Origin of the sequence: Mesorhizobium sp. LSHC412B00, assembly GCF_000503035.1 — a bacterium.
Classification (GTDB): domain Bacteria; phylum Pseudomonadota; class Alphaproteobacteria; order Rhizobiales; family Rhizobiaceae; genus Mesorhizobium.
Map to the genome: position 1 here is coordinate 1 of NZ_AYWB01000033.1, position 24,160 is coordinate 24,160.

The window sequence follows — 24,160 nt, forward strand, 5'->3', positions numbered from 1 at the left end:
AAAACTCCATGCCTTGCGATATCGCTGGCGCGAACCACCACGAAAGCGCAAGTTTCAGTCCATGCCAAAGCTATCTTAGCGCCTATGCCCACAAGGGGGAGGGTTAAGATCCATAGCGGCAGATTGCCGCTGCGGAAGGCGGGCAGTACGCTCTTTGCCCGACGCGGTGTTTGCAACATCCGGATGTAACTGGTAAAAGATTTTTACCAGCCAAGCGGAGGACGCCGCCGATGTCCGGCCTTGTCATGCCCAAGCCAGACGACGCTACGATGCGAAGGCGCGCAGAGATCGTCGCCGATATGCGCATCATCGTGCCGGGCGAGGGCGTCGTCGACGCCACCAACGAAATGCGCGCTTTCGAAAGCGACGGTCTCACCGCCTACCGGCAATTGCCTCTGGTCGTGGTGCTGCCGGAAACGGTGGCGCAGGTGTCGCGGGTGCTGAAATACTGCAACGACCGCAACATCCGTGTCGTGCCGCGCGGCTCCGGCACCTCGCTCTCCGGCGGCGCGTTGCCGCTCGAGGATGCCGTGCTGCTGGTCATGAGCCGCTTCAACCGCATCCTTGCCATCGACTATCCCGATCGCGTCGTCGTCGCTCAGCCCGGCGTCACCAATCTCGGCATCACCACCGCCGTCGAGCAGGAGGGCTTCTACTATGCGCCCGATCCATCCTCCCAGATCGCCTGCTCGATCGGCGGCAATGTCGCTGAAAATTCCGGCGGCGTGCACTGCCTGAAATACGGCCTGACCGCTAACAATGTGCTGGGCATCGAGATGGTGCTGATGAACGGCGAGGTGGTGCGGCTTGGCGGCAATCATCTGGACTCGGAAGGCTATGATCTCCTCGGCGTCATGACGGGGTCCGAAGGCCTGCTCGGCGTCGTCACCGAGGTCACGGTACGCATCCTGAAGAAGCCGGAGACGGCGCGCGCTCTGCTGATCGGCTTTCCGACCAGCGAGCAGGGCGGCCAATGCGTCGCCGACATCATCGGCGCCGGCATTATCCCTGGCGGCATGGAGATGATGGACCGGCCGGCGATCCATGCCGCGGAAGATTTCGTCCACGCCGGCTATCCCCTTGATGTCGAGGCGCTGCTGATCGTCGAACTCGACGGGCCGGGCGTCGAGGTCGATCACCTGATCGGTCTCGTCGAAGCGATCGCCTACAGGAACGGCTCCACCACCTGCCGCATCTCGCAATCCGAACAGGAGCGGCTGAGTTTCTGGGCCGGCCGCAAGGCGGCCTTCCCGGCGGTTGGCCGCATCTCACCCGACTATTACTGCATGGATGGCACCATCCCGCGCAAGGAATTGCCGCGTGTGCTCGCCGGCATGCGCGAACTGTCGGAGAAATACGGCCTCGGCGTCGCCAACGTCTTCCACGCCGGCGACGGCAATCTGCATCCGCTGATCCTCTACGACGCCAACGTGCCGGGCGAACTCGACAAGGCGGAAAGTTTTGGCGCCGACATCTTGCGGCTCTGCGTCAAGGTCGGCGGCGTCTTGACCGGCGAGCACGGCGTCGGCGTCGAGAAGCGCGATTTGATGCCGGAGATGTTCAACCAGATCGACCTCGACCAACAAATGCGCGTCAAATGCGCCTTCGATCCCAACCATCTGCTTAACCCGGGAAAAGTGTTTCCACAACTGCGCCGCTGTGCGGAGCTTGGGCGCATGCACGTGCATCGGGGGCAGCTGGCATTTCCGGATATTCCGAGGTTTTGATGGGGGCGCGAAGGAACTCGACCCATCTTCGCCATGACGACCTTCACCCCCACCACATCGGCCGAGATCCTCTCCACCGTCCAATGGGCGGCGGCGGAAGAGTCACCTTTGGAAATCATCGGCCACGGCTCCAAGCGCGGCATCGGCCGGCCACAGCAGAGCGAACACACGCTCGATCTTTCGAAGCTCACCGGCGTCACCCTCTACGAGCCGGCCGAGTTGGTGCTGTCGGCCAAGGCCGGCACGCCGCTTTCCGAGATCGAAAACCTGCTCGCCGAAAACGGCCAGCAGCTCGCCTTCGAACCGATGGATTACGGTCCTTTACTCGGCGGCGAGCCCGGCAAGGGCACCATCGGCGGCGTGCTCGCGGCGAACCTGTCCGGTCCGCGCCGGCTGAAGGCGGGGGCTGCGCGAGACCATATTCTGGGCATCAATGCGGTTGCCGGACGCGGCGAGGCTTTCAAGTCCGGCGGCCGCGTCGTCAAGAATGTCACCGGCTACGATCTGTCGAAGCTGATGGCCAACAGCTGGGGCACGCTGGCCGTGTTCACCGATGTCACCTTCAAGGTGCTGCCGGCGGCCGAGATCGAGGTGACGCTTGCCGTGCGCGGCTTGCTCGACGATGCCGCCTCTGCCGCCATGGCGCTGGCGCTCGGCTCCAGCGCCGAAGTGTCGAGCGCGGCCCATCTGCCCGAACGCATCGCCGCGCGCGTTGCCGGGGGCAGTCTAGGCACTGACGCTGCAACGCTGCTGCGCGTCGAAGGGTTTGGCCCATCGGTCGCCTATCGCATTGAGGCGCTGAAGACCCTGCTGAAAAATGCCGGCCCGCTGCAGGAGATCGCAGGTGAGACATCGCATACCCTCTGGCGTGACATAAGGGACTGCACGCCATTCGCCGACCGTAGCGAAAAGCCGGTCTGGCGCGTCTCCATGGCGCCGTCTCAGGCCCATCAGATGGTGCTGACGCTGCGCATGCAGATCGGTGTCAGCGCCTTCTACGACTGGCAGGGCGGGCTGGTCTGGCTGCGCATGGAGGAGGGCGATCCCGAGGCCGCCCTGCTGCGCGGGCTGATCAGAAAGCTTGGCGGCGGCCACGCCACGCTGGTGCGCGCCACCCCTTCGCATCGCGCCGCCGTCCCGGTGTTCGAGCCGCAGGCACCGCATAAGGCCGCACTGTCGGCGCGGCTCAAGGCCGAGTTCGATCCCAAGTCCATCCTCAATCCCGGCCGCATGGCCCAAGGCTAAGATAATGCAAACCAACTTCTCCCTTGCCCAGCTTGCTGATCCGCATGTCGCGGAATCGGAGAAGATCCTGCGCAAATGCGTGCATTGCGGCTTCTGCACCGCCACCTGCCCGACCTATGTGACGCTTGGCAACGAACTCGATTCGCCGCGCGGGCGCATTTATCTCATCAAGGACATGCTGGAGAATGGCCGCCCGGCCGACAAGGAGATCGTCACCCATATCGACCGCTGCCTGTCCTGCCTGGCCTGCATGACCACCTGCCCGTCGGGCGTCAACTACATGCACCTGGTCGACCATGCCCGCGCCCATATCGAGGAGACTTACAAGCGGCCGCTGCTCGACCGGCTGACCCGCGCCATGCTGGCCTTCGTGCTGCCCTATCCCGCGCGCTTTCGCGCCGCGCTGAAATTGGCGAGATTGGGCAAGCCATTCATCGGCCTGTTCGAAAGGCTGCCGGCGCTGAGGCCGCTGGGTGCGATGCTGAAGCTGGCGCCGGCATCGATCCCGGCGGCCTCGCCGATGGCCTCTCCCGGCGTCCATGCCGGCAAGGGGACGAAGAAAAGTCGCGTCGCCATCCTCACCGGCTGCGCCCAATCGGTACTCGACCCCGCCATCAATGATACGACGATTGCATTGTTGACACGGCTGGGCGTCGAGGTCGTGGTGCCGGAGGGCGAAGCCTGCTGCGGCGCGCTGGTCCATCATATGGGCCGCGAGGCAGCAGCCCTTGCCTCGGCACGGCAGAATGTCGATGCATGGACGCGTGCCATCGACCAGGGCGGGCTCGATGCGATCGTCATCACCGCGTCCGGCTGCGGCACCACGATCAAGGATTACGGCTTCATGCTGCGCCTCGATCCGGCCTATGCCGACAAGGCCGCACGGGTCTCGGCGCTGGCCAGGGACATTACCGAATACCTCGCAAGCCTCGACCTGCCCGAGCCGGTGCGCAAACCCGGCACCGTCGTCGCCTATCACTCCGCCTGCTCGATGCAGCACGGTCAGAAGATCATCCGCCAGCCGAAGGAGCTGCTGTCCAAGGCGGGCTTCGTCGTGCGCGAACCGCGCGAGGGGCATCTGTGCTGCGGCTCCGCCGGCACCTACAACATCCTGCAGCCGGAGATTTCCGCAAGGTTGCGTGACCGCAAGGTGAAGAACATCGAGGCGACCGGCGCGGAGATCGTTGCCACCGGCAACATCGGCTGCATCACCCAGATCGCTTCGGCTGCAAAGCTGCCGGTGGTGCACACGATCAAGCTGCTCGACTGGGCCTATGGTGGTCCGAAGCCGGAGGGCGTCTCCGAAGGAAACCTGGTCGCCGCCGAGTAAGCAGCTATTCCGCTGCCAGCCGGTCCACCACGCCATACGTCGCCTGGTAGCGCGCGCGCTGGCGGCTGAGCGCGACCATTGTGTTGCGCAAGAGGATCGCCACAGTGATCGGGCCGACGCCGCCCGGCACCGGCGTGATCCAGGACGCGACTTCCTTCACGCTCTCGGTGTCGACGTCGCCGACGATGCGGCTCGTGCCGTCCGGGCCGATCTCGGAATTGATGCCGATGTCGATGACGGCCGCACCGGGCTTCACCATGTCGGCCTTGATCAGCCGCGGCTTGCCGACGGCGACGAACAGCGCATCGGCGCGGCGCGCATGCGCGGCCACCGAGCGCGTCATGTGATGGCAAACCGTTACCGTCGCGCCTTCGCTCATCAGCAGGAAGGCGATCGGCTTGCCGACGATTTCAGAATGGCCGACGACGACGACTTCCAGCCCCTTGAGGTCAAGGCCGGTTTCCTTCAGCAGCTCGACCGAGGCCGCAGCCGTGCAAGGCGCAAGGTCGAGCTGATTATACACGATGTTGCCGATCGAGGCCGGGTGCATGCCTTCGACATCCTTCAGCGGATGCACCGCGGCCTGCAGCGTCTTGATCGGGATATGCGCCGGCACCGGCCGCTGGATGATGATGCCGGTGACGCGCGGGTCGGCGTTCAGGCCATGGATCGCCGCCTCGAGTTCGCCGGCGCTGATGTCGGCGGGGAACCGCCGCTCCTCGAAACCGATGCCGGCAAGCGCGGCTTTGGCGCGCTGGTTGCGCACATAGACATCGACGGCAGCGGTGTCGCCGACGGTGATCGACACCAGCTTGGGCGGAAAACCTTCGGCGGTGGCGATGGCGGCATCCTCGCGCACGGATGCCATGATGCGCTGGGCGACCGGGCCGCCCCGGAGATAGCGGCTATCGTCTGGCGGAGACATGGCTGGACCTTTGCAGCGGAGTTTGGCGCAGGGGAGTTTGGCCGTCCCTATAGCAGGGGAAATGCGGCAAGGCAGCGTGAAAGCGAACCGTCATCCCCCTGGCGCGACGTTCTGGCGCAGCCTGGCTCAGCTATAGCCGCAAAGAGAAAGGGCAGCGCGGTTTCCCGGGCTGCCCTTTCCTGACTGGCCGCATCCCCACACGGCCCGTCCCCCGTAAACTCTTCCCGATCCTGAAGGTCTAACCTTCTGGACCAGATGATTCGGTAGCCGACTATATCACGACCACGGTCGTTCCAACATTGACCCTCTCGTAAAGGTCAACCACGTCCTCGTTGCGCATGCGGATGCAGCCGGAAGACACCGAGCCGCCGATGGTCCATGGCTGGTTGGTGCCGTGGATGCGGTATTCCGTCGTGCCGAGATAGAGCGCGCGGGCGCCAAGCGGGTTTTCCTCGCCGCCGGCCAGATAGGTCGGGAGGTAGCGGCCCTTGGCGGCCTCGCGCTTGATCATCTCCGCTGGCGGGCGCCAGTCCGGCCAGACGCGCTTGTTGGTGATCTTGTGCGTGCCAGACCATTCGAAGCCAGGCTTGCCGGTGCCGACGCCATAGCGCCGCGCCTTGCCGTTCTTCTCGACCAGGAACAGGAAGTTCTGCGTCGTATCGATGACGATCGTGCCCGGCTTCTGCGGGCCGTCATAGGCGACTTCCTGCGGCAGATAGAGCGGATTGATCTGCGGCCGCATCACCACGCGCTTGACCGGCGCCTGCACGGAAGCAGTGCGAACCCGATCGGGTCGCGCCGGCTGCGCATAGCGAACGCGCGGCTGCTGCTGCACGAACTGGCGGCTCTGCCGCACGATGCCGGGCGCGCGGCCAAGCTGCAGCACCCAGGGCGCGGAAAGGTCGGGGCTCACCATCACCGGCGGCCTGTCGGCATAGCGGTCGTTGGCGGCAGACGAGGTGACGCCGGCGGCCAGAATGGCCACGGCGCCGAGCACGGAACGCAAAAAGATCTTCATCGGAACGCACCTTGATCGTCGAACGGACGGAGGCGGAACTTGCCCCCGGTTGCGCGATCCTTGGCGCGAAGCCACAACCGAAACATGAATCGGAATGCGTAAAATGCCGCTTTGTCAGCAAACCTTTTGGTGTGGTTACCGCCGGGTTCAGGAATCTGGTAAAGCCGCGGTAAATGCAGCGCGAAAGCGCGTTAACGGATGGATTGGCCATGGCGCAAGACAACACCGGACTGCTTACCGGCTCCGACGGGATCACGCGCTGCTTCTGGCACGGCAATCTGCCGGACTATCTGCACTACCACGACCATGAATGGGGCCGGCCGGTCGCCGACGACCGCAGGCTGTTCGAAAAGATCTGCCTCGAAGGCTTTCAGTCCGGCCTGTCCTGGCTGACCATTCTGCGCAAGCGCGAGAATTTCCGCGAGGCCTTCGCCGGTTTCGACTTCGACAAGGTCGCTGCCTTCACCGACGAGGATGTCGAGCGCCTGGTCGCCAATGCCGGCATCATCCGCCACCGCGGCAAGATCGTCTCGACCATCAACAACGCCAAACGGGCGTGCGAAATGGTCGACGAGTTCGGCTCGCTGGCCGCCTGGTTCTGGAAGTTCGAGCCGGGGCCGAAGGAGCGGCCGGCGGTGGTGGACATGGCGCATCTACGCGCCAACCCGACGACAGGGGTCTCGATCAGGATTTCGAAGGAGTTGAAAAAGCGCGGCTGGACCTTTGTCGGCCCGACGACGGTCTACGCCTTCATGCAGGCGATGGGTCTGGTCAACGACCATCTCGAAGGCTGCGTGTGCCGGGAGCAGGTGGAGAAGGAACGCAAGGCCTTTAAGAGGCCGAAGTAGGGCGCTGTCCCCCGACCTCCCCCTTGTGGGGAGGTCGCGCCGAAGGCGCGGGTGGGGGTATCTTGGCGCTGCACCCCCACCCCGACGCTACGCGTCGACCCTCCCCACAAGGGGGAGGGTAAGGAACTCACGTCCCGCTGGCGCCAGTCAGGAACAATCCCGCCACAATCGCCGCCAGTGCCGCAAAGGCCGGATAAATCACCAGCAATCCGGTCATCAGCGCCTCGCGCATGGTGGAACCCTTGCGCTCGTCGGCGGTGACCTCAAACGGACCGAGGCTCGCCGTCACCTGCGCACGGCTCTCGGCCGGCCGCAGCCGGACTTCATGCAAGCCGTCGTCTCTGATGTCGAACTTGTGTGCCGCAGTCATGGCCCCAACCCCTTTGTTTCGGCGCGCTTATCGGCTCTGATTGTGTCGGCACGATGCCGCGCCGATGGCGGAATTGTTTCCTTTTGGTGCGTTTTGTTTCGGAGGAGAAGGAAAAAGCGCAAACCCTTGCCGCACAAAGCCGCTTCGGTTAGGACACGCCCACTCCAAACAAGTCATCGATTACTAAGCGAAAAGACCCATCCCATGGCCGACAAATCGGAAAAGACGAAAGCGCGGCTGCCGCGCGGCTTTGCCGACCGCAGTGCGGAAGACATCCGCGCCGTCGAGAAGATGATGGCGACGATCCGCTCGGTCTATGAGCTCTATGGTTTCGAGCCGGCCGACCAGCCGCTGATCGAATACACCGATGCGCTGGGCAAATTCCTGCCCGACCAGGACCGGCCTAATGAGGGCGTATTTTCTTTCCAGGACGATGACGAGCAGTGGCTGTCGTTGCGCTACGACCTGACCGCGCCGACGGCGCGTTATGTCGCCGAGAATTTTGAGCGACTGCCGAAGCCCTATCGCAGCTACCGCTCCGGCTGGGTGTTCCGCAACGAAAAGCCCGGCCCCGGCCGCTTCCGCCAGTTCATGCAGTTCGACGCTGACACCATCGGCACACCGGGCGTCGCGGCTGATGCTGAAATGGCGATGATGATGGCCGACGTGATGGAAGCGCTCGGCATCAAGCGCGGCGACTACGTCATCCGCGTCAACAATCGCAAGGTGCTCGATGGCGTGCTGGAAGCGATCGGCCTTGGCGGCGATGAGAATGCAGGGCGTCGGCTGACGGTGCTGCGCGCGATCGACAAGCTGGACAAGCTCGGACCGGAAGGCGTGAGACTGCTGCTTGGTCCGGGGCGCTGGGATGGCGGCAAGGAAGGCGAGGGTGACTTTGCCAAGGGTGCCGGACTGAATGAGGCGCAAGCCGAGGCCGTTCTTCTCGCGACAGCGAGGGAACAGGCCCGCCAGGATTCCAATGTCGATGCGAACGCGATCTATCAGGAAGGCGTTGGCGAGCTCTCCACGATTGAAGCCTTGGTCAGGGCGGCAGGGTACGGCGAAGATCGTATCGCCATGGACCGCTCCGTCGTGCGTGGCCTCGAATACTACACCGGCCCGGTTTTCGAGGCCGAGCTTCTGGCCGAAATCCCCAACGAAGACGGCCAGATCGTGCGCTTCGGTTCGGTCGGTGGTGGCGGCCGCTATGACGGGCTGGTCTCGCGCTTCCGTGGCGAGCCGGTGCCGGCGACCGGCTTTTCGATCGGCGTCTCCCGCCTGATGACGGCGCTGAAGAACCTCGGCAAGCTGGACACCACAGACGTGATCGCGCCGGTCGTCGTGCTGGTGATGGACAAGGATACCGAAAGCCTCGGCCGCTACCAGAAGATGGTGGCCGGCCTGCGCGCGGCCGGCATCCGCTCCGAAATGTATCTCGGCGGCGCCGGCATGAAGGCGCAGTTGAAATATGCCGACCGCCGCGGCAGCCCGGTTGCCATCATTCAGGGCGGCGACGAGCGCGCCAAGGGCGAGCTGCAGATCAAGGATCTGATCGAAGGCGCACGCATGTCGGCCGAGATCACCGACAACGCCGAATGGCGGGCCGCAAGGCCAGCGCAGGTGACCGTGGCGGAGAGCGAGCTGGTCGCCGAGGTGAAGAAGATTCTGGCGGCGCAGGTCGAGGAGAGGGCGAAATGATGAGCGCCGCGCTGTTCTTCCCTTCTCTCCTTGTGGGAGAAGGTGGATCGGCGCGGAGCGCCGAGACGGATGAGGGGTGTTCCAGGGAACTCCAACGCCTCACTCCGCTGGAACACCCCTCATCCGTCGCCTTCGGCGACACCTTCTCCCACAGGGGGAGAAGGGAAGGCTGCGCTTCATGACCTCCCGTCCCGCCATCTCATCCGAAATCACCAACCTCTTCGCCACCCGCAACACCCATGCAGTGGAGGTCGCCGTGCTGCAGCCGGCCGATCCGTTCCTCGACATGGCCGGCGAGGACCTGCGCCGCCGCATCTTTCTCACCGAGAGCGAGACCGGCAAGACGCTTTGCCTGCGGCCCGAATTCACCATTCCCGTCTGCCTCGACCACATCGCGTCGCAGGCCGGCACGCCGCGGCGCTATTCCTACCTTGGCGAAGTGTTTCGCCAGCGCCGCGAGGGCGGCAACGAGTTTTTCCAGGCCGGTATCGAGGATCTCGGCGACCGCGATACGGCCGAGGCCGACGCCCGTTCGCTGGCCGATGCGCATGCGCTGCTGCAGTTAGTGCTGCCGGGTCAGACCCTTGCGATCACGCTCGGCGACCAGACCATCTTCGAGGCGGTGCTGGCAGCCCTTGGCCTGCCGCGCGGCTGGCGCATGCGGCTGGCGCGCGCGTTCGGCTCCGCGCCGATGCTGCAGGCAGCGCTGGCCGATCTCGCCAACCCGCCACGCAACGGCCAGCTCGACGGCGATGTCGCCGCCCTTGTGCTCGATGGCGATCTCGAAGCGCTTTCCGCCCACATCGCCGGCGGCATGGAAGAGGCCGGCCTTTTGGCATCCGGCGGACGCGCGCCAGTCGACATTGCCCGGCGGCTGATCGAAAAGGCCGAATTGCGCAGCGTGCGGCTGTCGAACGAGGCCTTTGCAGCACTCAGGGATTTCCTCGCCATCGACGTGCCGCTCGACGGCTCGAGTGCTGCGCTCGAAAGTTTTGCGGCCTCTGCCGGGCTTTCGCTGGGCGCGGCGCTGGAAAAATTCGCCGCCCGCGCCAAAGCCATCGAGGCACATGGCCTGCCTGCAAAGACGATCCGCTACGACGCTGCCTTCGGCCGTCCGCTGGATTACTACACCGGCATCGTTTTCGAGATCGAAGCACTTGGTGGCGAGCGGCCGCTGGCCGGCGGCGGTCGCTACGACCGGCTGCTGACCCTGCTCGGCGCCAAGACGCCGATCCCCGGCGTCGGCTTCTCTGTCTGGCTCGACCGCATCGAAGCGCTGCGGGGAGAGCCGCAATGATCACGCTGGCGATCCCATCGAAAGGCCGGCTCAAGGAGCAGGCCTTGGAGGTACTGGCCAGGGCCGGGCTTGCCGTCAGCCTGCCCGGCGATGAGCGCCAGTACCGCGCCCGCATCGACGGCGCCGAGGGCATCGAGGTGGCGTTCCTGTCGGCGTCCGAAATCGCCGGCGAGATTGGGCAAGGTTCGGTCGACCTCGGCATTACCGGCGAGGATCTGCTGCGCGAAAACCTCGCCGACTGGGAGGCGCGCGCCGAAATCGTCGCTCGCCTCGGCTTCGGCCATGCCGATGTCGTGGTCGCGGTGCCCGGCATCTGGCTCGACGTCGATACTATGGCCGATCTCGACGATGTCGCCGCCGATTTCCGCCAGCGCCACGGCAGGCGACTGAGGATCGCAACCAAATACTGGCGGGTCACGCAGCAGTTCTTCTCGCAAAAGCACGGCATCCAGGTCTACCGCATCGTCGAAAGCCTCGGGGCCACCGAAGGCGCACCGGCGGCAGGCCTCGCCGACGTCATCGTCGACATCACCACCACCGGCTCGACCCTGCGCGCCAACCATCTCAAGGTGCTGGCCGATGGGGTTGTGCTGAAGTCGCAGGCCTGCCTCGTGGCTGCCAGGAAAGATCGTGCTGCTGCGGATGAGGCGCTAGTGCGGGAAATAGCCGCGAAGATGAGCGCGCTCCCTCCCCCTTGAGGGGAGGGTGGACAGCCGCCAAAGGCGGATGGACGGGTGGGGTCGCTCCGGCAGTGCTCGACGCGAGACCACCCAAGCCGGGTCGACCGTGACCAAGGAAGTCGAGCACTTCGCCGAGGACCCCACCCGCCTCGCTTCGCGAGGCACCCTCCCCTCGAGGGGGAGGGGAACCGCCTGTACTTTCCACCACCCCATCAGGCTGCTAGGCTCACTCATCGGGAGGAAACGGCGATGGCGATTAATCTCGACGAGCTCAAGAACGCCACCAATCTGCGCGGGCGCGGCAGGGCGTTCATCGCTCCGCTCGACGGCCGGGCACATGTGTCGGGCGACCGTTCGGTGCCGCTGCTCGACAAGACGATCCCTCAGCTTTTCTCCGACACGGTCGGCAGATACGCCACGCAGGATGCTGCCGTCTTCGTCGGACAGGACAAGCGCTTCACCTGGAGCGAACTGTCGGACACGGTCGATACGCTCGCCGCCGGCTTCCTGGCGCTCGGCCTCGAAAAAGGCGACCGTGTCGGCATCTGGTCGCCCAACCGCTGGGAATGGCTGGTCACCCAATTCGCCACCGCTCGCATCGGCCTGATCCTGGTCAACATCAACCCGGCCTACCGGCTGACGGAGCTGGAATATGCCCTCAACAAGGTCGGCTGCAAGGCGCTGGTCATCGCCGCCAGTTTCAAGACCTCCGACTATCTCGGCATGATCGAGACGCTGGCGCCGGAGCTCGCCAACGCCACCCCCGGCAAGCTCAAGGCGCAGAAATTGCCGACGCTGAAGATCGTCATTCGCATGGGCGACGACAACTCGCCCGGCATGTTCAATTTCGCCGATGTGCTGTCGATGGCCGGCCGCGACGAGCATGACAGCCTCGACCGCATCTCCGAAGGGCTGAAGCCGGGCGAGGCCATCAACATCCAGTTCACATCAGGCACGACGGGCGCGCCCAAGGGCGCGACGCTGACCCACACCAACATCGTCAACAATGGCAATTTCGTCACCGCTGCGATCAAGCTCACCGTCGACGACCGGCTCTGCATCCCGGTGCCGCTCTACCACTGCTTCGGCATGTCGATGGGCACGATGGGCTGCGTCACCAAGGGCGCGACCATGGTGTTTCCTGGCGAGGGTTTTGACGCCGGCGCGACGCTGAAGGCGGTGGCGCAGGAACGCTGCACCGGCCTCTACGGCGTGCCGACCATGTTCGTCGCCATGCTTGACCACGCCGACTTCACCAGCTTCGATCTCTCCAGCCTGCGCACCGGCATCATGGCGGGCTCACCATGCCCGATCGAGGTGATGAAGAAGGTGGTGACGCTGATGCATATGGAAGAGGTGACCATCGCCTACGGCATGACCGAGACCAGCCCGGTCTCGTTCCAGAGCAGCGTCGACGATCCGCTGGAAAAACGCGTCTCCACTGTCGGCCGCATCCATCCGCATGTCGAGGTCAAGGCCATCGACGCCGAGGGCGCCACCGTCGCCGTCGGCGCGCCGGGCGAGCTGTGCACCCGCGGCTATTCCGTCATGAAAGGCTACTGGGACGACGCGGAAAAAACCCGCGAGGCGATGGACGCCGACGGCTGGATGCACACCGGTGATCTCGCCACCATCGACGCCGAGGGCTATTGCAACATTGTCGGCCGGGTCAAGGACATGGTCATCCGCGGCGGCGAAAACGTCTATCCCAGAGAGGTCGAGGAATTCCTCTACCGCCATCCCAAGGTCAAGGAGGTGCAGGTGTTCGGCATTCCCGACGCCAAATATGGCGAGGAGCTGTGCGCCTGGATCGTGCTGAAGCCCAACCAGATCGCCACCGAGCAGGAGATCAAGAATTTCTGCGCCGGCCAGATCGCCCACTACAAAATCCCCCGCTACATCCGCTTCCGCACCGAACTGCCGATGACGGTGACGGGCAAGCCGCAGAAGTTTCTGATGCGGGAAGCGATGGTGGAGGAACTGGGGCTGGTGGTGCAGAAGACGGCTTGAGGGTTGAACGCCGGGGACGGGACTGCCGGGCTTCGAAACGACATTGGGGTGCTCGACAGGCTTCCGCAAGGTTCGCCGAACGCATTGGGGCTTGAATGACTGGTTTCGCACGATCAGCGACTTCCTATGCGATGCCTTTGGCCGCGCTGGCACTGGCCGTTGCGGTCAGAGTCAGCGGGCTATCGGTGGACGAAGGTTCGCCGAGCGTCAGGATTCTCGTCGGAGCGCTCTCGAGTGCGATCATGTTCATCACTATTTTCGTGGTGCTCGATCACGCCGAGGCGGTGGCCCACCGTGTGGGGGAGCCTTACGGCACATTGGTGCTGACTTTTGCCGTGACGGCAATCGAAGTGTCGATCATCGTTTCCATGATGCTGCATGGAGAGAACAACCCCACGCTTGCACGTGAATCGGTCTTCTCGACAGTGATGATTGCCTCCACCGGCGTTGTCGGAATGTGTCTCACGTTTGGCGGCTGGCGGCATCGCAAGCAGGCAATTGTCCGGCAAGGGACCAGCGCATATCTGGCGGTTTTGGCCGCACTGACCGTCATGACGCTTATCCTGCCGACCTACACGCGGACCACCGATCCCGGCACATTTTCGGCAGCTCAGCTTGGCCTGGTAAGCGTTCTTTCCGTGCTGCTCTATGCAAGCTTTGTGTTCGCGCAGACAGTCCGGCACCGGGACGATTTCATCGAAGGACTGGCACACGACCTTTCGGCGCGAACCGCCCCTCACAAAAGCATCTCTTCCAGCGCTCTGCTCCTGGTAATCGGACTGATCGGAATTGTCATGCTCGCCGAGCAGGTCGCCGCAAGTGTTGAAAATGCGCTCGTTGCTTACCAGGTGACCCAGGCTGACAGCATTGTGGGGGCAATGATCGCGGGTCTGGTTTTGATGCCGGAAGCCATTTCGGCGGTTCGCGCTTCACTCAACAATGAGCTGCAGCGCGGCCTGAATGTCGCAATGGGTTCGGCTTGCGCCACGATTGGTTTGACGATACCTGCGGTCGCAGCAGCCAGCCTGCTTACGGGACGAGGGTTGACCCTGGGGCTCCCGGAAGCTGACGCCGTACTTTTGGTTTTAGCGCTTTTCATATGCGGCGTAAGCTTTAGCAACGAAAGGACGACCTTCCTGACCGGAATCGTCCATGCCGTTGTGTTTTTTACGTATGTATTTCTGGTATTTATCCCTTGAGGCTTTGGTGCGATCTGGCGACCAACCATCAAGGCGGGTATTCTCGAACGCGCCTGATTTGAGTTTCTTTTCGGGGTTCCCAAGGCGCCATCTAAGACCCGAACGACTCACACCCCCAGCACCGCCGCATCCAACCCCCGAATGATCTTCGCCAGTTCCACGCATTCATCATGCCGCACCTTGTTGCGGCGCCAGGCGAGGCAGATCGTGCGTTGCGGCATTGGCTCCTGGAACGGCACGATCTTGAGGTCCGGCATGGCGCTGGCCGGCCTTGCCGCCATTTCGGGGATGAGCGTGACGCCGAGACCATGCGCCACCATCTGCAGCAGCGTCGTCAGGCTGGTGGCGCCGTAGCTTGCCATCGCTACGGGACGCACGCTGCCGCACAGGGCCAGCGCCTGTTCGCGCAGGCAGTGGCCTTCCTCCAAAAGCATCAACCGCTCCAGCGCCGGGCTTTCCGGCGGCACCGGTGGCGAGGCGAAGGCTGGATCTCCGGCTGGCACGGCGAGGAAGAAGCGGTCGGCGAACAGTTCCTCGGTGACCAGGCCCGGCTGCTCGAGCGGCAGCGCGGCGATGAAGGCGTCGAGCCGTCCGGTTGCCGTGTCCTCGACCAGTGATGCCGTCACTGCTTCGCGCAGTTCGAGCTGCAGGGACGGAAAATGCCGTTTCAGTTCCGGGAGCACATGCGGCAAAAGATACGGCGCCACGGTCGGGATGATGCCTAGCCGGAAGCGGCCTTCCATGGCCGGGCGGCCGCGCCGGGCCGTCGTCTCGACGTCGCTGATATCGCGCAGGATGCGCTCGATGCGTGGCAGCAGCGCTTGCGCCTCTTCCGTCATCCGCACCGTCTTGCCGCCGCGCTCGAACAGCCGGCAGTTCAGCCTTTGCTCCATCTCGGCGATTTGCGCGGACAGCGCCGGCTGGCTGACACCGGCGAGTTTTGCGGCGCGGCCGAAATGCAGCGTTTGCGCCAAAGCCTCGAAATATTGCATCTGCCGCACGGTCAAGCCAATCATAAGGAAAGCCTATCGCAACAAACAGGAAAGGCAATTTGTTTTTATCGAAGAGACGGCTTAGTCTGGAACCATTCCAGAGTGGCGCGGCTCCCGGCCGGCCCGGAAAAAACAACACATAAATCAGCAATTCGGAGGCCAAGATGGACGCGATGACCGACGACAACAGCGCCGGCAAATGCCCGGTCGCGCATGGAACCTCCGCCAGGACCAACCGCGACTGGTGGCCGAACCAGCTCGACATCGGCGTTCTCCACCAGCAGTCGAGCCTTTCGGACCCAATGGGCGAAGCTTTCGACTACGCCGCGGAGTTCAAGACGCTCGACCTCGACGCGGTGATCGAGGATTTGCACAAGGTGATGACGGATTCGCAGGATTGGTGGCCGGCCGATTTCGGCCATTACGGGCCGCTGTTCATCCGCATGGCCTGGCACAGCGCCGGCACCTATCGCATCGGCGACGGCCGGGGTGGCGCCGGTGCGGGCCAGCAGCGTTTCGCGCCGCTGAACAGCTGGCCGGACAACGCCAATCTCGACAAGGCGCGCCGGCTTTTGTGGCCGGTCAAGCAGAAATACGGCCGCAAGATCTCCTGGGCCGACCTGTTGATTCTCACCGGCAACGTCGCGCTGGAATCGATGGGCTTCAAGACCTTTGGCTTTGCCGGTGGCCGCGCCGATGTCTGGGAGCCCGAGCAGGATGTCGACTGGGGTTCGGAAACCAAGTGGCTCGACGACAAGCGCTATTCCGGCGACCGTGAGTTGCACGGCCATCTCGGCGCGGTGCAGATGGGCCTGATCTACGTCAACCCGGAAGGGCCGAACGGCAAGCCGGATCCGCTGGCCTCGGCCCGCGACATCCGCGAGACCTTCGGACGCATGGCAATGAACGATGAGGAAACCGTGGCGCTGATCGCCGGCGGCCACACCTTCGGCAAGACCCATGGCGCCGGTGATGCAACACTGGTCGGCGCCGAGCCGGAAGGCGCGGGCATCGAGGCGCAGGGCCTCGGCTGGTCGAGCAAGCATGCCACCGGCATTGCCGGCGACGCGATCACATCCGGCCTCGAAGTTACCTGGACGACGACGCCGACCAAGTGGAGCAACAACTTCTTCGACAATCTCTTCAACTTCGAATGGGAGCTGACCAAGAGCCCGGCCGGGGCCTATCAGTGGACGCCGAAGGGCGGCTCTGGCGCGGTTACGGTGCCGGACGCGCACAATCCCTCGAAGCGTCATGCGCCGGCAATGCTGACCACCGACCTCGCGCTGCGGGCCGACCCGGCCTATGAGAAGATCTCGCGCCGCTTCCATGAGCATCCGGAGCAGTTCGCCGATGCCTTCGCCCGTGCCTGGTACAAGCTCACCCATCGCGACATGGGGCCGGTCGTGCGGTATCTCGGCCCGTTGGTGCCGAAGGAAGAGCTGATCTGGCAGGATCCGGTTCCGGCCGTCGACCATGAGCTGGTCAGCGACCAGGACATTGCATTGCTGAAGGCCAAGATCCTGGCTTCGGGCCTCAGCGTTTCGCAATTGGTCTCGACCGCCTGGGCCTCGGCCTCGACCTTCCGCAACTCCGACAAGCGCGGCGGCGCCAATGGCGCGCGCATTCGCCTGGCGCCGCAGAAGGACTGGGAGGTCAACCAGCCTGTCGAACTGGCTACCGTGCTGGCGAAGCTCGAAGCCATCCAGAACGAGTTCAACGCAAGCGGCAAGAAGGTCTCGCTGGCCGACCTCATCGTGCTCGGCGGCGTCGCCGCGGTCGAGAAAGCCGCAACGGATGGCGGCAATGCGGTGAAGGTTCCCTTCACGCCCGGCCGCACCGACGCCTCGCAGGCGCAGACCGACGTCCATTCCTTTGCGGCGCTCGAGCCGAAAATTGACGGCTTCCGCAACTATGTCAGGGGCAAACCGTCGATGTCGGTCGAAGCCATGCTGGTCGACCGGGCGCAACTGCTCAACCTGACGGCGCCGGAGATGACGGTGCTGGTTGGTGGCCTGCGCGTGCTCGGCGCCAACACCGGCGGCTCGAAGCATGGTGTGTTGACCGACAGGCCGGGCACGCTGACGAACGACTTCTTCGTCAACCTGCTCTCGATGAGCACCATCTGGGATCCGGCCTCCGAGCCGGGCTCGCATGAGGTCTATGAAGCACGCGACCGCAAGACCAGGGCAGTCAGGTGGACCGCCACACGCGCCGACCTGATCTTCGGCTCGCATGCGCAGCTGCGCGCGCTGGCCGAGGTCTACGGGTCGGCGGATGCCGGGCAGAAATTCGTTGGCGATTTCGTCAAGGCGTGGACCAAGGTGATGAACGCCGACCGTTTCGACATCGCTGCCTGATACAACCTCCCAAACGAAGGGCGCGGGCCGAGGCCCGCGCCCTTCGTTTTCGCAGGCTTCGAAATCAGTCCTTTTCGAAGATGCGTGCCTTGGCGACGACGCCAGCGATTGCGCCGCCGATCAGCGGCGCAACGATGAACAGCCAGAGCTGGCTGAGGGCTGCGCCGCCGGTAAACAGCGCCGGGCCGATCGAACGCGCCGGATTGAGCGAGGTGCCGGTCACCGGGATCATTGCGAAGTGCAGTCCGGCCAGCGTCAGGCCGATGACCAGGCCGGCGAACGCCGTCGAGTGCTTCTCGGCGGTGACGCCGAGGATGACGGTGACGAAGGTGAAGGTGCCGATCAGCTCCCACAGGAAGGCCGAACTCGTCCCCCATTTCGCCACGTCCCAGCCATTGGCGCCGAAACCGGTGGTGTGCCCGCCGGTCTGGCCGGAGACGATGATCCACAGCGCCAGCGAGGCCAGAATGGCGCCGATGATCTGCGCGATCCAGTAAGGAATGACATCCTTGGCCGGCAGCCGGCCGGCAAGGAAGACGCCGAGCGTGACGGCCGGGTTGAGATGTGCGCCTGAGATGGGACCCATCGCGTAAGCCGCCGCAATCAGGCCGATGCCGAACGCCAGGCCGATGGCTTCCTGGCCCAGCGGCAAGTCGGCGAGAAAGCCACCCGTCGCCACCGACGCCGTGCCGATAAACACCAATAGAAATGTCCCTAGAACTTCCGCAAGATACGTTTTCATTGCCCTCTCCTCGTATCGATCCGTCGGTCCGCTTTTCCGCGCCGCGAATCATGGCGCAAAGAGTATTCCCAACGCAAAAGCTTGGAAAGCAGAGCAATTGCGCCACAGATCGTGCTTACGGCGGCCAGTTACCAACATTAGAGACCTTGCATATATTTGAGATTTGTTATCGCCGGCGGGCGGACATTTGCCGGCGGGGAAAATCGTCGGCCGCGAGCGGAAGGCCTCGTCGCCGCGAAATTCAAGCGGGGTTCAATCTCGACGCGAAACGCTCTAAGAGCAGGCCGAAAGATACTGTGCTCGATAGATGGAATGACGAATGCGACTGGGCGGACGGCTGGCGGCAGCCATTGAAGTGCTGGACGACATTGACCGGCGCCACCGGCCGGTGGCCGATGCGCTGAAGGATTGGGGCCTGTCGCATCGTTTTGCCGGCGGCGGCGACCGCGCGGCGATCGGCAACATCGTCTACGACGCGCTGCGCCACAAGCGTTCCGCCGGCTGGCTTTTGGGTGAAGACACGCCCCGCGCCATCGGCTTCGGCGCGTTGCTTATCGAATGGGGCCAGACGCCGCAATCGCTCAACGATGCGCTCGAAGGTGACAAGTTCGCGCCGCCGTTGCTCAGCGCCGCCGAGTTGCAGGCGCTGGCCGAGCGCCGGCCTGAAGACGCGCCGGAGGCGGTGCGGGCGGACGTACCGGACTGGTGCGCGCCGTTGTTCGAACGAGCCTTTGGCGCAGACTGGGTTGCGGAAGGGGCGGCCCTGGCGACCCGCCCGCCGCTCGACATCAGGGTCAACACGCTGCAGTCCGACCGCGCCAAGGTTCTGGTTGAATTGGCCGACACCGGCGCCAAACCGGCCGCTATCGCTCTGCAAGGCATTCGCATCCCGCCGATCGACGGCGACGGCCGGCACCCGAATGTGCAGGCCGAGCCGGCTTTCCAAAAGGGCTGGTTCGAGGTTCAGGACGAGGGTTCGCAGATCGTTGCAACCCTTGCCGGCGCGCAAGCCGGGATGCAGGTGCTCGATTTCTGCGCCGGCGCCGGCGGCAAGACGCTGGCGCTATCTGCGGCGATGGCCAACAAAGGTCAGGTCTTCGCCCATGATGCCGAAAAGGCGCGGCTGGCGCCGATCTTCGACCGCATCCGCCGTTCGGAAAACCGCAACGTCCAGGTCGTCACCAAGCCGGCCGAGCTCAGCCCCCTCGCAGGCCACATGGACATCGTGCTGGTGGATGCGCCCTGCACCGGCAGCGGCACCTGGCGGCGCCGTCCCGACGCCAAATGGCGGCTGACGCAGAGACAGCTCGATGCCCGCAAGGGCGAGCAGTCGGCGATCCTCGACGCGGCCAAGGCCTATGTCAAACCCGGCGGCCTGCTGGTCTACATCACCTGTTCGGTGTTCGACGAGGAGAATGGCGAGCAGATCGCCGCCTTTCGCGAACGGCACAAGGGCTTCGTTCCGGTCGATCATCGCGCGCTCTGGGATGCCAGCTTCCCCGGTCACGCAGCGGCCGCCCGGATCGGCAAGACAAGCGATATCTCGCTGTCGCCGGCTCTGAGCGGCACCGACGGCTTCTATTTCTGTGCGCTGCGTCGGGCGAATTGACGCTGCGATTGACAGGCTGACATAGCGCTCCAGTTGCAGATGCGCGGCGTCGGCCGCCAGACGGGGTAGAATTCTTGCAAAGATATGTGTCGCTTCTGCTTTTCCTCCTTCTGGTGCTCGGCGGCGGCCTGTTGGTCGGCTATGCGACGCTGCCGGGTGAATGGTATGCCTCGCTCGCCAAGCCGCCCTTCAACCCGCCCAACTGGGTCTTCGCGCCGGCCTGGACGCTCCTCTATGTGCTGATCGCCGTGGCCGGCTGGCGGACATGGGAGCGGGAACGAGCAGCCGCCGCGATGAAGATCTGGGCCCTCCAGCTTGTTCTGAACTTCGCGTGGTCGCCGACTTTCTTCGGCGCCAAACAGATGGGGCCGGCACTGGTCGTGATCCTGGCTCTTCTCGCCAGCATTCCGCTGTTCATAGCCACGGTGTGGAACGGCGACCGGGTTTCCGGCTGGCTGTTTGCGCCCTATGCCGCGTGGGTAGCCTTCGCCACTTTGCTCAACGCGTCGCTGCTCCTGTTGAACTGAGTGCTTTGCTGCAGTGCAGCAAAAGCATTTGCGTGGCGTTCAGGCGTCTGCGATAAGCTTTGCAGATAAATCAGGGCGATGGCCATGGCAGCAAAGATCGTACCCGCACCCGATTATGAGGACCGCGTCAGGGCGTCGTTCGCGCGCCAGCAGGCGATGGCGACCATCGGCGCCGAACTGACGCTTGTGACGCCGGGCATCATCGAGATCGAAATGCCCTATTCGGCCGCACTCACGCAGCAGCATGGTTTCCTGCATGCCGGCGTGATTTCGACCGCACTGGACTCGGCTTGCGGCTACGCCGCGTTCTCGCTGATGCCGGAAAATTCCGGCGTGCTGACCATCGAGTTCAAGGTCAATCTCCTGGCGCCCGGCCGGGGCGAACGCTTCCTGTTCCGCGGCTCGGTGACCAAGCCCGGCCGCACCATCATCGTCGCCGACGGCCAGGCCTACGCCTTTGCCGCCGATGGCGAGGCCAAGCTGATCGCGACCATGACCGGCACGATGATGACGGTGGTTGGCCGTGACGGGATAGCAGGCTGATGGCCAAAATTACGCGAATTGGTGGCAAGGACGTCCTCTTCGTCATGGCGGCGCAGGCCGAGTACGGTCCGCATCTGCAAAAACTGTTCACGCCGCTGATGACGGGCGTCGGCCCGGTCGAGGCAGGTGTGCGGCTCGGCGCCGAACTGTCATGGCTGAAGTCTGAGAAGACGCTGCCCGATCTCGTCGTCTCGCTCGGCTCCGCCGGCAGCCGCACACTGGAGCAGACGGAAATCTACCAGGCGGTCTCGGTCAGCTATCGCGACATCGACGCTTCGCCGCTAGGCTTCGAAAAAGGCGCGACCCCGTTCCTCGACCTGCCGGTGACCGTCCCGCTATCATTCAGGATACCGGGCATTAAAGAAGCCAGCCTGTCGACCGGCGGCGCCATCATCACCGGTGCCGCCTATGACGCCATCGCCGCCGACATGGTCGACATGGAAACCTTCGCCTGCCTGCGCGCCTGCCAGTTGTTCGATGTCCCGCTTATCGGCCTGCGCGGCATTTCAGACGGTGCAGCCGATCTGCGCCACGTTGGCGACTGGACCGAATATCTGCATGTCATCGACGAGAAGCTGGCGGATGCAGTCGTGCGCCTCGAACAGGCCATCGGCTCCGGCACGCTACACAAGGAGCAGCCTGGGCAAGAGCCGGCAGCGCTCTGAAAGTCGGGCTACGCACCCCATTGCGCCGACTCGTTTCTTTCTCTAAAGGCTCGCCATGACGACAGCCAATCATCCCGATACAGTCCTGGCCGACACCGTTCTCATCATCGATTTCGGCAGCCAGTTTACGCAGCTCATCGCCCGCCGCATCCGCGAGGCCGGCGTGTTTTCCGAGATCGTGCCGTTCCAATCGGCCGAAGCTGCCTTCAAGCGCATCAATCCGAAAGCCGTGATCCTGTCGGGCGGTCCCGCCTCGACATCGGACATCGGCAGCCCACGCGCGCCCCAGATCGTCTTCGATGCCGGCGTGCCGGTGCTCGGCATCTGCTACGGCCAGATGGCCATGTGCGTGCAGATGGGCGGCGTAGCCGAAAGCTCGAACCATCGCGAATTCGGCCGTGCCTTCGTCGAGATCGAGAAGGACAGCCCGCTGTTCGAGGGCCTGTGGGCGCCAGGCCAGCGCCACCAGGTGTGGATGAGCCATGGCGACCGCGTCATCTCGCTGCCCAAGGGGTTCGAAGTCTTCGGCAAGTCGGAAGGCTCGCCCTTCGCCATCTTCGGCAATGTCGCGCGCAAGATGTACGGCATCATGTTCCACCCCGAAGTGGTGCATACGCCGGATGGCGCCAGGCTGCTGAGAAACTTCGTGCACAACATCGCCGGCATCGAAGGCGACTGGACGATGCGCGCCTATCGTGAGCACGCGGTCGAGACCATTCGCAAACAGGTCGGCAAGGGCAAGGTGATCTGCGCGCTGTCGGGCGGCGTGGATTCATCGGTCGCTGCCTTGCTGATCCACGAAGCGGTAGGCGACCAGCTGACCTGCATTCTTGTCGACCATGGCCTTATGCGCAAGGACGAGGCGGCCGGCGTCGTGGCGATGTTCCGCCAGCACTACAATCTGCCGCTGATCCTGGTCGACGCGTCGGAAAAATTCATCTCGGCGCTGGAAGGCGAGTCCGACCCCGAGAAGAAGCGCAAGACCATCGGCCGGCTGTTCATCGAAGTGTTCGAGGAAGANGCTGGAAGGCGAGTCCGACCCCGAGAAGAAGCGCAAGACCATCGGCCGGCTGTTCATCGAAGTGTTCGAGGAAGAGGCCAAGAAACTCGGCGGCGCCGATTTCCTGGCGCAAGGCACGCTCTATCCCGACGTCATCGAGAGCGTCTCCTTCACCGGCGGCCCGTCGGTGACCATCAAGTCGCACCATAATGTCGGCGGCCTGCCTGCGCGCATGAACATGCAGTTGGTCGAGCCGCTGCGCGAACTGTTCAAGGACGAGGTGAGGGCACTGGGCAAGGAACTCGGCCTGCCCGAAAGTTTTATTGGCCGCCATCCGTTCCCTGGACCGGGCCTTGCCATCCGCTGCCCCGGCGGTATCAGCCGCGAAAAGCTCGAAATCCTGCGCGAGGCCGACGCCATCTATCTCGACGAGATCCGCAAGGCCGGCCTCTACGACGCCATCTGGCAGGCCTTTGCCGTGCTCTTGCCGGTGCAGACGGTCGGCGTCATGGGCGACGGCCGCACCTACGAATTCGTCTGCGCCCTGCGCGCCGTGACGTCCGTCGACGGCATGACCGCCGACTTCTACCACTACGACATGGCTTTCCTCGGCGCGGCGGCCACCCGCATCATCAACGAAGTCCGCGGCATCAACCGCGTCGTCTACGACGTGACGTCAAAGCCGCCAGGCACCATCGAGTGGGAGTGATTAGGCCCACTCAAACGCCGCCGAAAACACGCCATTGTACGCCATAACTATCTGACAACACATATAAACCCATTCGGCGACAATCGGTGCGCAGAGATTGGATTGACGGACCGGCTGACGGACCTTCCGCATATTGGTAGCTCAGATTTTTCGAAGTACCGTCAGATCCAATGAGGCTCTGACGGTATTTTTTTATGCCTTAAGGAATTGAAGATAAAACAAAATTTCTACCGAAGAGCCTCGAAATTGTACTGACGGTACTTTTCAGGAGGTAGCGGGGAATGCTGACGGACGTCGCCCTTAAAGCCTGAACAAAAGAGAAAATCTACAAGATTGCGGACCGCGACGGCATGTATGTTCGCGTCATGCCCAGTGACGCGATCTCCTTTCGGCTGGATTACAGGCTCAACGGACCCCGCGAGACGGTCTATCTTGGCAGGTATGGACGGGACGGAATCTCGCTTGCCTCAGCCGTGAGAAGTGTCTCGACGCGAAGCGCGCTATTGGCGAGGGACGGTCGACGGCGATAGAAGCGCCGAGTTGTGACCCCGATCTCCGGCCGACTTCAGCGCCGAAATGGCTACCAAACAACAGCGATGTCCGGGCCTTCAAGGCCTCATCTATTCCGGCCAAGCCGGCCCGGAGCGCCGCATTCACTCACATCCC

General features: G+C 63.8%; 19 protein-coding genes and 2 pseudogenes. 16 read left to right on the top strand and 5 right to left on the bottom strand.

Annotated elements, in window-relative coordinates; all coding sequences use genetic code 11:
- The first annotated feature begins 230 nt into the window (after positions 1–230).
- Genes X757_RS135915 through glcF form a run of 3 tightly spaced genes read left to right on the top strand, consistent with a single transcriptional unit; the run spans position 231 to position 4,302 of the window.
- Positions 231–1,727 (top strand): FAD-linked oxidase C-terminal domain-containing protein, encoded by a 1,497-nt coding sequence (locus X757_RS135915; RefSeq protein WP_023728111.1) that lies wholly within the window; start codon positions 231–233, stop codon positions 1,725–1,727.
- Positions 1,728–1,760: 33 nt separating this feature from the next.
- Complete coding sequence (locus tag X757_RS135910; RefSeq protein WP_023728112.1) at positions 1,761–2,972, top strand: FAD-binding protein; 1,212 nt, start codon at positions 1,761–1,763, stop codon at positions 2,970–2,972.
- Between the two features lie 4 nt (positions 2,973–2,976).
- Positions 2,977–4,302, top strand: a complete 1,326-nt coding sequence (gene glcF / locus X757_RS135905; RefSeq protein WP_023728113.1) for a glycolate oxidase subunit GlcF — start codon at positions 2,977–2,979, stop codon at positions 4,300–4,302.
- Positions 4,303–4,306: 4 nt separating this feature from the next.
- Here glcF and X757_RS135900 read toward each other — a convergent pair whose 3' ends face one another.
- Together X757_RS135900 and X757_RS135895 are read right to left on the bottom strand one after the other, a co-directional pair.
- A complete protein-coding gene (locus X757_RS135900) occupies positions 4,307–5,227 on the bottom strand; it encodes a bifunctional 5,10-methylenetetrahydrofolate dehydrogenase/5,10-methenyltetrahydrofolate cyclohydrolase (RefSeq protein WP_023670547.1) in 921 nt (306 codons plus the stop codon).
- Positions 5,228–5,498: 271 nt separating this feature from the next.
- The gene (locus tag X757_RS135895; protein ID WP_023728114.1) at positions 5,499–6,245 is read right to left on the bottom strand and encodes a L,D-transpeptidase; all 747 of its coding nucleotides are present in this window, start codon (positions 6,243–6,245) and stop codon (positions 5,499–5,501) included.
- Positions 6,246–6,454: 209 nt separating this feature from the next.
- Here X757_RS135895 and X757_RS135890 point away from each other — a divergent pair, with 209 nt between their 5' ends.
- The gene (locus X757_RS135890) at positions 6,455–7,093 is read left to right on the top strand and encodes a DNA-3-methyladenine glycosylase I (RefSeq protein ID WP_023670545.1); all 639 of its coding nucleotides are present in this window, start codon (positions 6,455–6,457) and stop codon (positions 7,091–7,093) included.
- Positions 7,094–7,220: 127 nt separating this feature from the next.
- On the opposite strand, the gene X757_RS135885 is transcribed toward X757_RS135890, so the two are convergent.
- Positions 7,221–7,463, bottom strand: coding sequence for a hypothetical protein (locus X757_RS135885; RefSeq protein ID WP_023681830.1), 243 nt, complete (start codon positions 7,461–7,463; stop codon positions 7,221–7,223).
- 204 nt (positions 7,464–7,667) lie between these two features.
- Between X757_RS135885 and hisS the strand changes: the two genes are divergently transcribed.
- The 5 genes from hisS (at position 7,668) to X757_RS135860 (ending at position 14,347) form a co-directional block, all read left to right on the top strand.
- Positions 7,668–9,161 carry a histidine--tRNA ligase gene (gene hisS / locus X757_RS135880; protein ID WP_023728115.1) on the top strand — a complete coding sequence of 498 codons (1,494 nt, stop codon included), beginning with the start codon at positions 7,668–7,670 and terminating at the stop codon, positions 9,159–9,161.
- Between the two features lie 178 nt (positions 9,162–9,339).
- Positions 9,340–10,458 (top strand): ATP phosphoribosyltransferase regulatory subunit, encoded by a 1,119-nt coding sequence (locus X757_RS135875; protein WP_023728117.1) that lies wholly within the window; start codon positions 9,340–9,342, stop codon positions 10,456–10,458.
- Positions 10,455–11,156 carry an ATP phosphoribosyltransferase gene (gene hisG / locus X757_RS135870; protein ID WP_023728118.1) on the top strand — a complete coding sequence of 234 codons (702 nt, stop codon included), beginning with the start codon at positions 10,455–10,457 and terminating at the stop codon, positions 11,154–11,156. The genes X757_RS135875 and hisG overlap by 4 nt, the downstream gene beginning before the upstream one ends.
- Positions 11,157–11,387: 231 nt before the next feature.
- Positions 11,388–13,148 carry an AMP-binding protein gene (locus tag X757_RS135865; protein WP_023728119.1) on the top strand — a complete coding sequence of 587 codons (1,761 nt, stop codon included), beginning with the start codon at positions 11,388–11,390 and terminating at the stop codon, positions 13,146–13,148.
- Positions 13,149–13,243: 95 nt separating this feature from the next.
- On the top strand, positions 13,244–14,347 hold the full coding sequence (locus tag X757_RS135860) for a calcium:proton antiporter (RefSeq protein WP_023704465.1): 1,104 nt from the start codon (positions 13,244–13,246) through the stop codon (positions 14,345–14,347).
- Between the two features lie 107 nt (positions 14,348–14,454).
- Here X757_RS135860 and X757_RS135855 read toward each other — a convergent pair whose 3' ends face one another.
- A complete protein-coding gene (locus X757_RS135855) occupies positions 14,455–15,363 on the bottom strand; it encodes a hydrogen peroxide-inducible genes activator (RefSeq protein ID WP_023667719.1) in 909 nt (302 codons plus the stop codon).
- Positions 15,364–15,503: 140 nt separating this feature from the next.
- On the opposite strand from X757_RS135855, the gene katG reads away from it, so the two are divergent.
- Positions 15,504–17,699: a catalase/peroxidase HPI gene (gene katG / locus X757_RS135850; RefSeq protein WP_023728121.1), complete on the top strand. Its 2,196-nt coding sequence runs from the start codon at positions 15,504–15,506 to the stop codon at positions 17,697–17,699.
- A 64-nt stretch (positions 17,700–17,763) separates the two neighbouring features.
- Here katG and X757_RS135845 read toward each other — a convergent pair whose 3' ends face one another.
- Positions 17,764–18,441 (bottom strand): MIP/aquaporin family protein, encoded by a 678-nt coding sequence (locus tag X757_RS135845; protein ID WP_031251754.1) that lies wholly within the window; start codon positions 18,439–18,441, stop codon positions 17,764–17,766.
- Between the two features lie 319 nt (positions 18,442–18,760).
- Between X757_RS135845 and X757_RS135840 the strand changes: the two genes are divergently transcribed.
- The 6 genes and pseudogenes from X757_RS135840 to X757_RS1000000169285 all read left to right on the top strand — a co-directional run.
- The gene (locus X757_RS135840; RefSeq protein WP_023728123.1) at positions 18,761–20,050 is read left to right on the top strand and encodes an RsmB/NOP family class I SAM-dependent RNA methyltransferase; all 1,290 of its coding nucleotides are present in this window, start codon (positions 18,761–18,763) and stop codon (positions 20,048–20,050) included.
- 74 nt (positions 20,051–20,124) lie between these two features.
- The gene (locus X757_RS135835; RefSeq protein ID WP_031251755.1) at positions 20,125–20,577 is read left to right on the top strand and encodes a TspO/MBR family protein; all 453 of its coding nucleotides are present in this window, start codon (positions 20,125–20,127) and stop codon (positions 20,575–20,577) included.
- A gap of 84 nt (positions 20,578–20,661) precedes the next feature.
- Positions 20,662–21,120, top strand: coding sequence for a PaaI family thioesterase (locus tag X757_RS135830; protein WP_023686843.1), 459 nt, complete (start codon positions 20,662–20,664; stop codon positions 21,118–21,120).
- Positions 21,120–21,785: a 5'-methylthioadenosine/S-adenosylhomocysteine nucleosidase gene (locus X757_RS135825; protein WP_023728126.1), complete on the top strand. Its 666-nt coding sequence runs from the start codon at positions 21,120–21,122 to the stop codon at positions 21,783–21,785. Before X757_RS135830 ends, X757_RS135825 begins: the two co-directional genes overlap by 1 nt.
- 55 nt (positions 21,786–21,840) lie before the next feature.
- Positions 21,841–23,494, top strand: a pseudogene (gene guaA, locus X757_RS01000000165490) (glutamine-hydrolyzing GMP synthase).
- Positions 23,495–23,817: 323 nt separating this feature from the next.
- Positions 23,818–24,026 (top strand): annotated as a pseudogene (locus X757_RS1000000169285) (Arm DNA-binding domain-containing protein); the annotation flags it as partial.
- Positions 24,027–24,160 lie beyond the last annotated feature (134 nt).